This window comes from Arthrobacter alpinus, from assembly GCF_001445575.1.
Lineage (GTDB): Bacteria > Actinomycetota > Actinomycetes > Actinomycetales > Micrococcaceae > Specibacter > Specibacter alpinus_C.
Window position 1 is genome coordinate 532,190 of record NZ_CP013200.1, and the last position, 13,859, is coordinate 546,048.

Annotated in this window: 13 protein-coding genes; 5 read left to right on the forward strand and 8 right to left on the reverse strand. The window is 59.9% G+C overall.

From position 1 onward, the window contains the following. Window positions 1-9: 9 nt before the first annotated feature. A complete protein-coding gene (locus AS189_RS02275; RefSeq protein ID WP_062286053.1) occupies window positions 10-1,383 on the reverse strand; it encodes an MATE family efflux transporter in 1,374 nt (457 codons plus the stop codon). Continuing rightward, the gene (locus AS189_RS02280; RefSeq protein ID WP_082633991.1) at window positions 1,370-2,317 is read right to left on the reverse strand and encodes a LysR family transcriptional regulator; all 948 of its coding nucleotides are present in this window, start codon (window positions 2,315-2,317) and stop codon (window positions 1,370-1,372) included. The genes AS189_RS02275 and AS189_RS02280 overlap by 14 nt, the downstream gene beginning before the upstream one ends. A gap of 71 nt (window positions 2,318-2,388) precedes the next feature. Between AS189_RS02280 and AS189_RS02285 the strand changes: the two genes are divergently transcribed. Next, window positions 2,389-3,345 carry a DMT family transporter gene (locus AS189_RS02285; RefSeq protein ID WP_129587126.1) on the forward strand — a complete coding sequence of 319 codons (957 nt, stop codon included), beginning with the start codon at window positions 2,389-2,391 and terminating at the stop codon, window positions 3,343-3,345. Here the strand turns inward: AS189_RS02285 and dnaB are convergent. Both dnaB and AS189_RS21195 read right to left on the reverse strand, forming a co-directional pair. Then, complete coding sequence (dnaB, locus tag AS189_RS02290; RefSeq protein WP_062292782.1) at window positions 3,342-4,721, reverse strand: replicative DNA helicase; 1,380 nt, start codon at window positions 4,719-4,721, stop codon at window positions 3,342-3,344. The two genes, AS189_RS02285 and dnaB, sit on opposite strands and share 4 nt — an antisense overlap. A 446-nt stretch (window positions 4,722-5,167) precedes the next feature. Beyond that, entirely contained in the window at window positions 5,168-5,482 is a 315-nt protein-coding gene (locus tag AS189_RS21195) for an LPXTG cell wall anchor domain-containing protein (protein ID WP_082633992.1), read from the reverse strand. A gap of 143 nt (window positions 5,483-5,625) precedes the next feature. Here AS189_RS21195 and AS189_RS02295 point away from each other — a divergent pair, with 143 nt between their 5' ends. Next, window positions 5,626-6,093: a DUF1801 domain-containing protein gene (locus AS189_RS02295; RefSeq protein WP_062286055.1), complete on the forward strand. Its 468-nt coding sequence runs from the start codon at window positions 5,626-5,628 to the stop codon at window positions 6,091-6,093. Window positions 6,094-6,200: 107 nt separating this feature from the next. Here AS189_RS02295 and rplI read toward each other — a convergent pair whose 3' ends face one another. The 4 genes from rplI to rpsF all read right to left on the reverse strand — a co-directional run bounded on the left by rplI (window position 6,201) and on the right by rpsF (window position 7,991). Next, window positions 6,201-6,650 (reverse strand): 50S ribosomal protein L9, encoded by a 450-nt coding sequence (rplI, locus tag AS189_RS02300; protein ID WP_062286057.1) that lies wholly within the window; start codon window positions 6,648-6,650, stop codon window positions 6,201-6,203. A gap of 15 nt (window positions 6,651-6,665) precedes the next feature. Further along, complete coding sequence (gene rpsR / locus AS189_RS02305) at window positions 6,666-6,905, reverse strand: 30S ribosomal protein S18 (RefSeq protein ID WP_005273147.1); 240 nt, start codon at window positions 6,903-6,905, stop codon at window positions 6,666-6,668. A 94-nt stretch (window positions 6,906-6,999) separates the two neighbouring features. Further along, entirely contained in the window at window positions 7,000-7,623 is a 624-nt protein-coding gene (locus tag AS189_RS02310; protein ID WP_062286059.1) for a single-stranded DNA-binding protein, read from the reverse strand. 62 nt (window positions 7,624-7,685) lie between these two features. After that, window positions 7,686-7,991: a 30S ribosomal protein S6 gene (gene rpsF, locus AS189_RS02315; protein ID WP_062286061.1), complete on the reverse strand. Its 306-nt coding sequence runs from the start codon at window positions 7,989-7,991 to the stop codon at window positions 7,686-7,688. 440 nt (window positions 7,992-8,431) lie between these two features. On the opposite strand from rpsF, the gene AS189_RS02320 reads away from it, so the two are divergent. From AS189_RS02320 to AS189_RS02330, 3 genes are read left to right on the forward strand one after another with little or no spacing between them, the layout of a single operon-like run. Further along, window positions 8,432-9,880 carry a DUF3375 domain-containing protein gene (locus AS189_RS02320; RefSeq protein WP_062286064.1) on the forward strand — a complete coding sequence of 483 codons (1,449 nt, stop codon included), beginning with the start codon at window positions 8,432-8,434 and terminating at the stop codon, window positions 9,878-9,880. Between the two features lie 6 nt (window positions 9,881-9,886). Next, on the forward strand, window positions 9,887-10,549 hold the full coding sequence (locus AS189_RS02325; protein ID WP_062286066.1) for a DUF4194 domain-containing protein: 663 nt from the start codon (window positions 9,887-9,889) through the stop codon (window positions 10,547-10,549). Continuing rightward, window positions 10,550-13,843 (forward strand): ATP-binding protein, encoded by a 3,294-nt coding sequence (locus AS189_RS02330; protein WP_062286068.1) that lies wholly within the window; start codon window positions 10,550-10,552, stop codon window positions 13,841-13,843. Window positions 13,844-13,859 lie beyond the last annotated feature (16 nt).

Sequence of the window (13,859 nt, forward strand, 5' to 3'; positions counted from 1 at the left end):
CCAGCAAGTCTAGCCGTGGCTACCGGTAACCCCGAGCCGCATCCAACGCCCCGTTCGTGCGCGCAAGCCCAACGTCAGCCCCCGAGCGCCCATGTAGCCCACGCTGAAAGCCGCCCACACCCAAAACAACCCCGGAACGGTGTCCCCCAAGGACCTCTGAGCGACCCAGAAGAGCAAGGGCAAGTAGACCACCAGGTTCGCCAACCCCGCCAGGGCCAGGTAGCGGGCATCCCCGGCACCAATAAGGACCCCATCCAGAACGAAGACGTACCCTGCCAGCGGCTGCCCCACCGCCATAACAAGCAGTGCCACCATCAGTGCCGCATGAACACCAGGATCGGTGGTGAAGACCCAGCCAACCACCCCCGATACGGCCGCGATCCCCGCCCCGGTCAACACCCCAAACCCCAGACCCCACCGCGTCATGGTTCTGGTCAGCAGGCGCACCTGGGGCACATTTCCGGCGCCCAGTTCCTTGCCAATCAGGGCCTGTGCAGCAATAGCCAACGCGTCGAGTGCGAATGCCAGAAAACTAAAGAGCGTCATGGCCAACTGATGGGCGGCAAGGTTGGTGGGCCCCTGAGTCGTCACCACTACAACTGTCACCAGGATCGCGGCCCGCAAGGAAAGTGTGCGGAGCATGAGCCAACTACCCACCTTTGAGACCGCCTTGATGCCAGCCCAGTTCGGGCGCATTCCCACCTCAAAATGACGGGCTGCGCGCGACACAATGACCAGGTAGACCGCGGCCATTCCCCACTGGGCAATGACGGTGCCAGCTGCGGCACCTCCCACCGAGAAGTCAAAGCCGTAGACGAACACAAAGTTCATCACAATATTCACCCCGAATCCGGCCGTAGCAACGATCAACGGCGTTTTGGTGTCCTGCAGCCCGCGCAGGACACCCATGGCCGCCATGACCAGAAGCATGGCCGGAATCCCCGCCAAACTGATCAGAAAGTATTCCTGCGCATACCTCAATACCTCGCCTCGGGCTCCCATTGCCGTGAGCAGGTGGCCGCCAGCCAATATACCCACCACGGAAACTAGCACTCCGAGGAACGCCGCCAGCCATAGTCCATCCCGACCTACGGCAAGCGCTTCGGCACGTCTGCCCGCACCCAGAAGGCGCGCCACAGCGGGCGTTGTGGAATATGCCAAGAAGACCATGAGTCCGACGACCGTTTGCAAGACTGTGGCGGCTAGCCCCACCCCGGCCAGCTGAGGAACGCCCAGATGGCCAACAATGGCCGAGTCAGCCAACAAAAAGAGTGGCTCAGCTATGAGGGCACCAAAGGCCGGAATGGCCAGGCCACGGATCGCTTTCGCGGTGGAACGCCGGGCCGCCCGCGTGCCGTCCGGCGTCGTTTCAGTTCTGGGCATGATTCAACAGTATCGGCCCTGCGGGCACCCCTAAGTCGAGCAGTTCTCGCATAACTCGCTGCAGAACGTTGATGACGTGGACCACCGCGGCACGTTCCATGGCTTCGGGGCGGGCCAGGATGTCAATCCGCCTACCTAGCCTGGGCTCCCGGAGCGGAAGTCGGACCAGATCTGCAAAGTAGCGCCGGTTGAGCAAATAGCGCGGCATCAAGGAGACACAGTCGCTTTGTTCCACAAGTGAGGCCGCCACAAAGAATTCATTGACGCGATGGACCACCTCTACCTCCTCCCCGGCGATGGTCCCGATCATTTCAATGGCCCCTTCCAAGGGGAACCCGCGGTGCACCGAAATCCAGCGTTCACCCCGAAGATCTGCGGGCTTCACACTCTTTTGCTGCGCTAACCGGTGCCGAGAACTGACGGCAACATCCAACGGTTCATAGGCCAGTTCGGTGGCCTTGACGGTGGCGGGCCAGGGGGCGCTGTTGGGCAGCCGGTGAGCGATTACCAGATCGTAGTCAGCTGCCAGAGTCGCAAAATCCTTTTGGGCTACGTCATGGTCGAAGAGCTGTATCGATGGTCCGCCATCGTCGGCAAGCGCGCGCTCTAGCGGGCCGAAGAAGGCAAGTCCGGCGCTGTGGAAGGCCGCAACACTGACTGGTTCCAGGGCGCTGTCCCGGAAAGAACTGACGGCCGCATCGGCCTTCGCCAAGGCGATTTCCACGTCCACGGTGGCCGAACACAAGGCTAGGCCGGCAGGGGTGAGTGCCGTTCGCCGGCCAACCTTGTAGGTCAACGCCGTCCCTGCTTTGCGTTGAAGGGCCGTGAGCTGTTGAGAAACGCTCGACGCCGTTACCTCCAACGCTTGTGCCGCGGCGGCGATACTTCCCCTGTCATGAACCTCTCTGAGTGCACGTAATTGCGAAATTTCCATAAGTTCAAACTAATGCATTGGGTGTCGATTGGACTCTGGTTTGCTGGTATTTTTGCGTAGAGTATTGAAAGGTGAAAAGAACGTGGGATCGCCTGAACGTCGATATTGCACTACTGGCCGTGGCCTTTGTCTGGGGCAGCAGCTACCTTGTGGCGAAGGATCTGACGGCCGTGATGAGTGTCCCGGCCGTTCTTGGCTGGCGTTTCCTCGTGGCTTCAGCGGCGCTCGGGGTGCTGTGGCTGCTGCGGGTGCGCAAATTGCCCGGCCGTGCCGAACTGTGCACAGGAGTCATTCTGGGAATGACTCAAGCTGCCGTCCTGTTTCTGGAAACCTTTGGGGTGGCACATACGCAAGCCAGCAACGCCGGACTCGTCATCAGCCTAACCATCATCTTCACACCCCTGCTCGACTCAGCTGCGTCACGAAAGTGGCTGCCGCCGTCGTTCTTCATTGCGGCAACCGTCTCCATAGTGGGAGTTGCGCTCTTGGTCACCGGTGGCGGTTTTCGCACGCCTACTGTGGGCGATGCACTCATGCTCGGAGCCGCAGCTGTGCGCGCGGCTCACGTGACATTGCTGGGATCCTTGACGGCTAACAAGCCCTATAGCTCCATCACAGTGACCTTCATTCAATCCACCGTCTGTGCACTGGCGGCCATTATGGTCAATCCGGCGGAGATTCTCGGCTCGGCCGCACACTTTTCAATCGCCACGTGGCTTAACCTGGCGTATCTGGGTCTGGCCTGCAGCGTCTTCGCGTTCTTGGTCCAGCTCTGGGCTGTCCGGCGCACCTCGGCCTCCCGAGCCAGTTTGCTCATGGGCACCGAACCCGTGTGGGCCGTGTTGGTGGGCGTCGGCCTGGCTGGCGAAACCCTGGGCTGGCTGGGCGCCCTGGGCGCAATCCTGATCGTTGCCGGCTGTTATTCAGGGCAAAAAATCGAGTCGCGCTTCAGGGTTACCCGTGACAGCAATGGCGCCAGAGCGGGGGCGCCAACCCCCGCTCGATCGGCTCAAGTGAGCAATAGCTAGAAGCCACCACCGTTTTCGCTGGCCATGTTGGCAAAGCGCGAGTAGTGACCCTGGAAGCCCAGCACGATCGTCTTGGTGGGACCATTACGGTGTTTGGCGACGATCACGTCAGCTTCACCGGCACGGGCCGATTCCTTGTCGTAAATATCCTCGCGATGCAGCAGGATCACCATGTCGGCATCCTGCTCAATGGAACCAGATTCACGAAGGTCAGAAACCATGGGCTTCTTATCGGTTCGCTGCTCAGAACCACGGTTTAGCTGCGACAGTGCCACCACCGGAACCTGCAGTTCCTTGGCCAGCAACTTCAAGGCACGGGAGAACTCGGAAACTTCCTGCTGACGCGATTCCACGCGCTTGCCCGAGGACATCAGCTGCAGGTAGTCAAGAACCACCAGCTTCAAATCGTGCTGCTGCTTCAAGCGCCGGCACTTTGCCCGAATTTCCATCAGTGACATGTTCGGAGAATCGTCAATGAACAAGGGCGCATCGTTCATCCGGCCCATGGTGGTGGCAATCTTGGACCACTGATCGTCCTTGACAGTTCCCTTGCGCAGGTCCTGCAAGCTGATGGTGGCCTCGGCCGACAGCAGGCGCATGGCAATCTCGTTCCGGCCCATTTCCAGGGAGAACACCACGGTAGCCATGTTGTGATCAATGGCTGCCGAGCGCGCCCAGTCAAGGGCGAAGGTGCTCTTACCGACGGCGGGACGGGCGGCAATAACAATCATCTGGCCTGGATGAAGACCATTGGTCAACTCGTCGAACTCGTAGAATCCCGTGGGCACACCTGTCATGCCTTGACCTTTGTGGCCGGACGCCTCAATTTCATCCACGGTGGATTCCATGACGTCCTTGAGCAGCACGTAGTCCTCGGTGGTGCGGCGTTCCGCCACAGCGAAAATCTCGGCCTGGGCGGCATTGACAGTATCTTCAACTTCGCCGTCTTGCGCATAGCCCATCTGGACAATCTTGGTGCCAGCGGTGACCAGACGCCTCAGAACCGCACGCTCGGCCACGATCTCAGCGTAGAAGCCGGCATTGGCTGCGGTGGGTACGGACTGGATCAGCTGGTGCAAATAGGCGGCACCGCCAATTTTGGTAATCTCGCCGCGTTTGGTCAGCTCATCGGCAATGGTGACAGCATCGGCAGGTTCACCGCGGCCGTAGAGGTCCAGAATGGCCTCGTAAATGCTCTCGTGCGCGGGCCGGTAGAAGTCGTTGCCGCGCAGCACTTCAACAACGTCTGCAATGGCGTCCTTGGAGAGCATCATGCCACCCAAGACGCTCTGTTCGGCCACCAAATCCTGAGGAGGTGTCCTGGCAAAGTCCGGCTCGCGGGAAGTATCCCTTTTGTCCATGGCTGGAGCTGACATGTTGGTGCCCACTTTCTGCCCTGCTGGCCGGGCCTTTCATCATCTCGCGATGACACATTCTTATGTTGCTGCTCCTACTTACCAGCTGATACCGACAAAGTTGTCAAAAGCGGAGGCGTTCTTTGCAACGTTAGACGCACAAATGCCATCTACCAACCCCATTGTCCACCCTGCCTGTGGATAACCGGTGCATTAACTGCCCCTGCTTGTGCACAGGATGGGGACAAGCATGTGGACAACTATGCGGACAAGCATTTAACCTGCCTCTGACCTGCGCAAACACTATCCACTGCCTGTGGATTACGACATTTTTTCAAAGATGCTTCTTCTCACATCACACTGTGAGCCATATGGTAAATGAACATATGCCGCGGGGATATCCACAGATACATGTCGCACTGTGGATATCCCTGCGGTGCTTTAGAGCGCAAGCTGTTCAGGGCGGTTTATGCCCGCCTGGGTATGTGCCTTCTCTTGGCCCTGACCACCAGAAAACCACCGGATGCCACGATCAAGAGACCCAGCAACATCGTCATGCCCGCGCCAGTAGCACCGGTATCAGCCAGCTCGCCCGGGCTCGGAGAAGTCGCGGTATTGCCGTCACTAGGGACCACTACAGGCGCATGAGACGTCTCCGTTGCAATTGGTGCGGCAATGGTGGCAGCCCCATTAGATTCATTCCAGCTGACACCGATAAAGCCAGTTGTCACGCTGACACCGATAAAGCCAGTTGTCACGCAAGCCTTTCTGATGTGACCCACACACTAATACATCTGATCTCTCTACATCCATGGCTGAAGCTGCTCGCGACGCATACGCAGAAAGACCCAACGGTGCCCAGCGAAATTCAGGACCGGAAAATCCGTCAGCACTATGCTGAGAGCAATGACAGGAGAAGGCTCCCATGGAATCAAACCCCGCCTCAGCAACGTCCAACAATAAGACAAGCCGCACCGGAGCGGACCCCGTGAAGTTCATCCAGACGGTCGACACCACCGCCGTGCGCCGCGAGGATGCATTCACGCTTATGACACTCATGCACGAGGTCACGGGTCAATCACCGTATATGTGGGGGCCCAGCATCATTGGCTTCGGCGAGTATCACTACACGTACGCTTCGGGCAGGGAAGGCGACGCGCCCGCCGTCGCATTTTCACCCAGGAAGGCCAACCTGGTGGTCTATGGGCTCAGCTATCCAACAGCGGCCCAACCACTACTGGCAAAGCTGGGGAAGTTCAAAGCGAGCGTGGCCTGCGTGTACATCACCAAGTTGGCGGACGTAGATATGGCGGTGCTGCGGGAGCTCATTGCTCTGACGTATGACCACTCCACCACCACAGCTATTCAATCCTTGCAGTCGCAACGCAAGTAGCCGCAAGTAGCCGCCATTAGCCCTGTGATCCCACTGCAACAGGGCGTAGCACCAAAAAGCCCGGCCCCACAAAGGGGACCGGGCTTTTTGAAAGCAGTGCAGCGAGACTAGTTCGCTACAACGTTCAGGGTGATCGTCGCTGAAACATCTTCGTGCAAACGAAGAGTCGCAGTGTGCTTGCCAACCAACTTGATGTGGGCGGGCAGTTCAACCTTGCGCTTGTCAATGGTTCCGAGACCTGCATCGGCAACAGCCTTTGCAACGTCGGCAGCCTTGACGGTGCCGAACAGGCGGCCTGAGGCGCCTGCCTTAACCTTGAGTACAACAGCGTTGGACTGGAGGGCAGTTGCCTGCGCCTGTGCAGCTTCAACGTTTGCGTGTGCGTGAGCAGCACGTGCAGCCTTGATGGCTTCAACCTGCTTCTCACCACCCTTGGACCAGGTCAGTGCGAAGCCGCGGGGCAGAAGGAAGTTACGTGCGTAACCGTTCTTCACCTCAACGATGTCGCCAGCGGCACCGAGGCCGCTTACTTCGTGGGTCAGAATGAGCTTTGACATGTTTAGTTATCTCCCTTAACCGCGGCCAGCGCCGGAGTAGGGCAGCAGTGCAACTTCGCGGGCGTTCTTGATTGCCTGTGCGATCTTGCGCTGCTCCTGAACGGTGACGCCCGTGACGCGGCGCGCACGGATCTTTCCGCGATCAGAGATGAACTTGCGCAGCAATGCTACGTCCTTGTAGTCGATGACTGTAACGTCAGCGGCCTTCAAGGGATTGGACTTTGGTTTGGGCTTACGGAGTTCAGCCTTAGCCATCGTGGAGCTCCTTAGTATTCGTGGAGCCCGTGGATATTAATCCGCGGGATGGAGTGCGTACGGCGGTTGCCGCACATTTGTAAAAATTTTGTGTCTAGAAGGGAGGCTCGGAGCTATCCGGCCCCGCGCCCCAGCCGCCGGTTGTTCCACCGGGCGTGGCCCAGGGATCAGCCGCCGGTGCGGATTGTGGCTGCTGCTGTTGACCGCCGCCCCAAGGAGCGTTTCCGCCACCCTGAGTGCCGCCGCCGAAGCCGCCTTGCCCTCCGCCAGCGTTGCCGCCGCCGAAGTTTCCGCCCTGGCCGCCTTGGTTGCCCTGGCCGCCACCGAAGTTGCCCCCACCCTGAGTGCCGGAGCGCTGGGTGCGGTTGACTTTGGCATTGGCGTAACGCAGCGAGGGGCCGATCTCGTCGACCTCAAGCTCCATGACGGTGCGCTTTTCGCCTTCTTTGGTGTCGTAGGTCCGCGACTTCAGCCGGCCTTGAACGAGTACACGCATGCCCTTTGTGAGGGATTCGGCAACGTTTTCGGCCGCTTCACGCCAGATCGACGCGCGGAGGAACAGCGTTTCGCCGTCCTTCCACTCGTTTGACTGGCGGTCAAAGGTCCGCGGAGTCGACGCAATGGTGAAGTTCGCTACTGCTGAACCGCTCGGGGTAAACCGAAGTTCTGGATCACTGGTGAGATTACCAATGACCGTGATAGTGGTTTCGCCTGCCATCTGCTCCTGCTTCCTGCTTGGTGTTTTCCTACAAAGAAAAAGCTATAAAGAAATTACCGAAATTACTCGGCAACAACCTTCTGCTCTTCCGGACGGGTGATCTTGGTGCGCAGGATGGTCTCATTGATACCAAGCAAGCGATCAAGTTCCTGAGCGGTAGCAGGCTCAGCGGTGAAGTTCACCACTGCGTAGATACCTTCAGACTTCTTCTGGATGTCATAAGCCAGGCGACGACGGCCCCAGATGTCAACCTTTTCGATGGTTCCACCATCGTTGGTGATGACATTCAGGAACTTCTGAAGCGACGGCTCAACGGTACGCTCATCAACATCGGGGTCGATGATTACCATCAGTTCGTAAGGACGCATATGTGAACCCACCTCCTTTGGTCTAGGCGGTTACGGCATTTCCGTAACAGGAGGTTCATTTGCATTACCTGTGCGGCGCGGTCACTCAGCGAGTGGTCCCGTTGCCAGCACAGACTTGTCCATCTTACCGTAAGTACGACGCCGGGCGCTCACCCCTGCGCGTAACTCTCACCACACGCCGGACTCAGCCTCCGCGGCTGCTCCACGGCATCGATCCCGCCACCCCGGCCGTTTCCGCGCACCGATCCGGTCACTCCACCACCGATCCGTGACAAAAGGTCGCTTTCGCAGCTCATAGCGACCTTTTGTCACGGATGAATGCAACGAACAGCGAACGTCACGCTCGGACTGGACGGGGAACCGGCAGAAATAGCCCCGCTATGCCTTAAAATGGAAGTAATCCAGTCTCCCTTTTAAGAAGTTTGCCGAAAGGCCCCGCTATGCGCTCCACTGACAACGCCGTTGCACAGTGGCATGCGCAAAAACAGCTGCGGTTGAGCCCGGCCTGGAAGTTACTTCAGGGCGCCCCCTGGACTCTGGCATTCCTGCGCGCGGAGTTCACCGCCACCACGCAACGCGTGCCCCTTGAGGAGTTCCACGCCGATCTGGCGGACTTCATGAAGGAACTGCGGGAGGAAAACCTCAGCCTCAATGAGGCGTGGCAGGCCTCCCACTACGCAGACTCCTGGGTCCGCAGCCAATTCTTGGCACGGCCCATGGTGGACGGCAAGTTCCACTACGAACCCACGGCGGCCACGGCACGCGTGCTGGCCTTCATTGACACCTTGGGCGGGCGTCACACCAACTTGAACAGCTCGCGTCTGAGCACCTTGCTGAACAGCATTGAGACGCTGTCGTTGCAAAGCGATCCCAACCCGGAGTCCCGCATTGCCGCCCTCGAAGCGGAAATCCTGGACCGGCAACGGGAGATCACAGCACTGAAGAACGGCGCCAACCCGGCAGTGCTTTCCAACGATTCGGCCGTTGCTGCCACTCGCAGCGTGCTTGATCTGGCTGCCAGTCTGCCTGCGGATTTCAAGCGAATGCGCGACGGCGTCGAGGTCATGTTGCACTCGATCCGCACCGAAATCATGGAATCCTCCCTATCCAAGGGTGTTGCCGTGGGTCAGGTGCTGGCCGGTGATAAGGCCCTTCGCGGGACCGCCGAAGGTGAAACGTTCCGCGGCTTCACCGAATTCCTCAATGACCCGGTGCAACAGGCCCGGTTCCGGCAATCCGTCAATGAGGTGCTGGAACGGGACTTCACGGATGCGCTTACTGCCGAGGAGCGCAACAACCTGGCCTCACTGGTTCGGGAGATGCGTCGGCAGGCTGGCGAAGTCCACGCCATCTACGGACGCCTGTCCGAGAGCCTGCACGCCTATGTCCAGTCCGCCGAGTTCCAAGAATCAGTGCTGCTGCGTAAAGCCATCCATGCCGCAGAACTGGCGGTGGCCACGGCGCCGCTGGTATCTCGGACGCCCGTGGTGGCGCCGCTGCTGTACTCCCCCAACTTTGAAACCTTGGCCGGGCTGGGAATCTTCAACCCAGAGGACCATGTGCCGCCACCCAAGCTGGCCGCCCCGCCTGCATTAAGTGATGCCGATATCCACCGCACTCCCTCCACACCGGCGCCGGATATGCCCAAGCTGCTGGCCGCCGTCGAACATGCCAGGGAAACACGAAACGGTACTGCCACCTTGGCCGACGTCTACACATCCCTGCCGGCGGAGCTCCAGCACATCAACACAATTCGCGGGCTAATCCTGGCGGCGCGCGGTTCCAGCAACAGCATCGACCCGGACCGCACCGAAACACTGACATTCACACAGATCGACGGGACCACGCGCACCGCAACTGTCCCCCTGTTCACCTTCACGAAGGACTAAAGCACCATGAGCACCGAGCGCACACTCTTTCCCGGCGATACCGGCTCTTTCCCGCTGGACATGCGTCAGGCGCTGGTGCGGCTGCTGCGCGGACCTTACATTGACGGGACGGCCGATCCGGCGCTGTGGACAACCATCCTCACGCATGCGGTCTCGCTGCAGCAGTACCTGAGCGAGATCTTCTTGCTGTTGAGCGTTGATACTGAGCGCAAGATCGCACTGCTCGCTCCCGCCGAGATGGACGCCGTTCACACGCAGCCGATCGTCGCCAGGAAGCCGCTGCGCCGTGAGGAGACGCTGCTGGCGCTGCGCCTGCGGGTATTGCTGGACAGGCATGCAGGTTCGGGAACAGATGTGAGCATTTCCCGCGATGGTGCGCGTGAGATTCTGGCCGAGCATCGCCAGCCCGGCGCCGTTGATGACAAGCGCATGGATGAGCAGACCGACGCTGCGCTGGCCAGGCTACTGAATCTCAAGCTGATCCTGCCTACCGAGCTCCCCCACGAATACCGGGTCAGCAACGCCCTGGCACTGGCGCTGCCGTTCGATTCCATTGAACAGATTCCGGCCTATCTGGCCGCCCTGGATGCGGGCACCCAGAACGAACCCTTTGATCTGGACCCTGACCACCCCGATGATACGAACCAACCTCTGCAGGAGATCTTCTAAGTGAGCATTGCAACCACCCTGCCCATCGGCGAAGAACTCAACCCCGGACAGTTCCGGCTGAGCCAGATCCAAATTATCAACTGGGGAACCTTCCATGGACGCCACAGCATGTATGTGGACCGCGCCGGCACCTTGCTCACGGGCCATCCGGGCGTGGGAAAGTCCACCCTCTTTGATGGCATCCAGCACATCTTCTACGCTGCTCCGCGCCTGAATGAGTCTGCGCACGACGCCTCCAACCGTAAGGACCGCCGCACCACGTTTAGCTATATGCGCGGGCGCAAGATCAAGACGGCCGACGGCGTTGAGTACCAACGTCCCAGCGCCACCTGGAGCGCCACGGCCTTGGTCTTCGAAGACGGTTTGGGCCGTCACGTCACCATTGCGGCGCTCTTTGATCTGCCTGCGAACGGACTTGAGGGTCAGGTAGGTAAGCACTATCTGATTCACAACAAGCCCTTGGACACCGAGGCGTTGGAGAAGCACGGCAGCCGCCGCTTTTCGCCGTCGTCCCTGCACGCCGCGCTGCCCGGAGCCGAGGCCTTCGATGTCCACAAGACCTTTGCCGAGCGCTTCCGGCGCAAGCTGGGCATCCACAATGACAAAGCTTTCAGCTTGCTACGTACCCTGCAAAACGGCAAGGGCTTGGACAAGGGTGTGAATCGATTCTTCCGCTACGAGGTGCTGGACAAGCCGGCCACCCTGAGCGCAGCTGCTGCTGCCGTGGAGGACTTCAGCCACCTGAGCGGAATCTACCGCCAGCTCGAGGACGCCCGCGGCCAGCGCGATGCGCTGGCTCCCGTGCCGGAACTGCACCAAAAACTACGTGAGCTAGGCCAACAGCATAACCGCACAGTTGAGCTAAAAAACATTCAGTTACCCTTGCTGCGCCAGCAGTTCCAAAGCGAGTTGTTGGCTGCTCGGGCGGTTGCGCTGACGGAAGCGAAGACGCTGAAGCAGGTAGAGATCGTCTCCGCCACACACGCCAAGGACGCCCTGAGTGAAACCGTGGCGGCGCTGGCCAGCCAGCATGCCAGCCACGGTGGGCAGGCTATTGACGGCTTGGAAAAGGACATTCGGGCTGGCAAGCGCGAGCTAGCAGAGCGGACGCGCATTGAAGCTGCCGTGCGGGATGATCTCGACGGCGCCGGACTCGTCTATGACTGGAGTGCGCAGGGCCTTGCCGGCGCCCGCGCGGGTGCGGCAGCCGGCGTCGACCATCAACAGCAGGAGACCGCTTCAGCGCGTGCCCTCGAGTACCAGGCTGTGGCGACCAGTGTAAACGTCAAGGCGCAAGAGGCTGCACTACGGGCTGAAATTGCTTCCTACCAACGCCGCGGCTCCAACATTGACTCGCGCAGTGCTGCCGCCCGCCGCGCCATTTGCGCCGCAACCGGTTTGGACATTGAAGACATGCCGTTTGCTGGTGAACTGGTGGATATTGGCAGCGAGCACAGCGCTTGGCGGCCGGCAGCGGAGAAGGTGCTCCGATCGCTGGCTACCACGTTGTTGGTCCGCGGCGCCGATATTGGCGCAGTGACAACTGCCATCAACTCTCTTGACGGACACGGCAAGTTGCGCTGGATCAACCTGGGTATTCCCGCGAAGCCGGCCAAGGCAGGACGTGCGCATCTTGTCACGAAACTTGATTTTCACGCCTCCGACGCCGGATCATGGCTTCGCGAGAAGATCGCCAGCGACTTTGCCTTCACCTGTGTGGACGACGATGCAGCACTGCATGATCATGTGAAGGCGGTTTCTCGGACCGGGACCCTGAAGCTCAGCTCTTCTCTGTTTGAGCGGGACACCCGCACCATCAATCCCTCCGATTACTTGCTCGGCTTCAACAATGTGGCCAAGATTGCTGAACTGGAAGAGCAAGCACGGCTCCTCGCTGCCGAGCAGGCAGCCGCGGAAGCATCGGCCACGCAGAGCAGCTTGGCCAAGGACTCCTCAGCACGCAGGTTGGCCACCCTGAAGCGAATTGCCGAAGACGACAGGAGCTTCGAGCAGCTGGATTCGGCCGGGCTTGCTGTGTCTTTGGCGGGGTTGACGGCAACATTAGAGCAGACCATTGCAGGCAGCACCACCCTGGCGCAGCTGAGGGATTCCCTCACCACCGCCCAAACTGAACTCGAGGCTGCCGTGGGCCGGGTAGCGGTGCTGCACCATGACCTCTCCAGTATCGAGAAGGATCTGACTTCCGCCCAAGACGTACTGGCTGGGGGCGTTCCTGGAAGCGCTGCCGAGGAATGGGCTCAGGAGGCCTTTGCCCCCTATCTGAGCGACGGCGACCCTGCCACCTTGGACGAGCTGGAGGTGCTGCTGAGCCATGTCGCTGTGGACCTGGGTGAGCGCATCGCCACCATCAAGGAGCGCCAGTTCCGCGCGGAAGGCGCACTGACCGAAATCTTCAAGGCCTTTGCCCGCCAGTTTGGCCCGTCCATGAGCGCAAGCCATGGCACAGGCGCCGAGGCTGCACCTCATTACGAAGAGTTGTATGCGCGAATCGTTTCCGACGGACTGCCGCAGCGCCAAGACGAGTTCAAGGAATACTTCAACAACCGCTCCTACGAACGCTTTTCTGACCTCTTGCAACTACTCGAGGAAGAACGCAGGTCCATTGAGGAGCGCATCCTGCCACTAAACCAAATCCTGGAGGATGTTCCCTTCGAAAAGGGAAGCAGACTGCGATTGGAGGTCAAGACCAGCATTCCTGACGAGGCCCGGGTATTCCGCCAAGAACTCAAGGAGGCACTGGGCAACGCTTACACGCAGGCCACCGAGGAAACGATGGCTTCCAGTTATCAGCAACTTGAGCGCCTGGTCAATGCCTTGGCAGACCCTGCGTTGGCCCATTGGGCAGACACCGTGCTGGACGTGCGTCAGCATGTCACCATCAGCTGCAACGAACACCGGCCCAACGGGGAGGTTGAGACGGGACTCGAGCCCGGCACACTCTCCGGCGGTGAGGGTCAGCGCTTCACCTCCTTCATTATGGGTGCAGCTTTGGCCTACCAGCTGGGGATCGATGTTCAGGGATACAGCACCTATGGGACCGTCATGATCGATGAGGCTTTCATACAGGCCAACTCCGAGTACGCCGGAGCCGGCATCAATGCGCTGCAAGAGTTCGGCTTCCAGCTCCTACTGGCTGCCCCTGAGGACAAGGTGGACCTGTCCAGGCACCTAGGATCAGTCACGGACATCATCAAGCACCCACAGGCCAACGTCTCGGGCTTTGTCTCCACGGGTCAGTCCCCGGCAACCGCCACCGACATCATCCTCCGCTAAGGCGCACCTGGGTGGT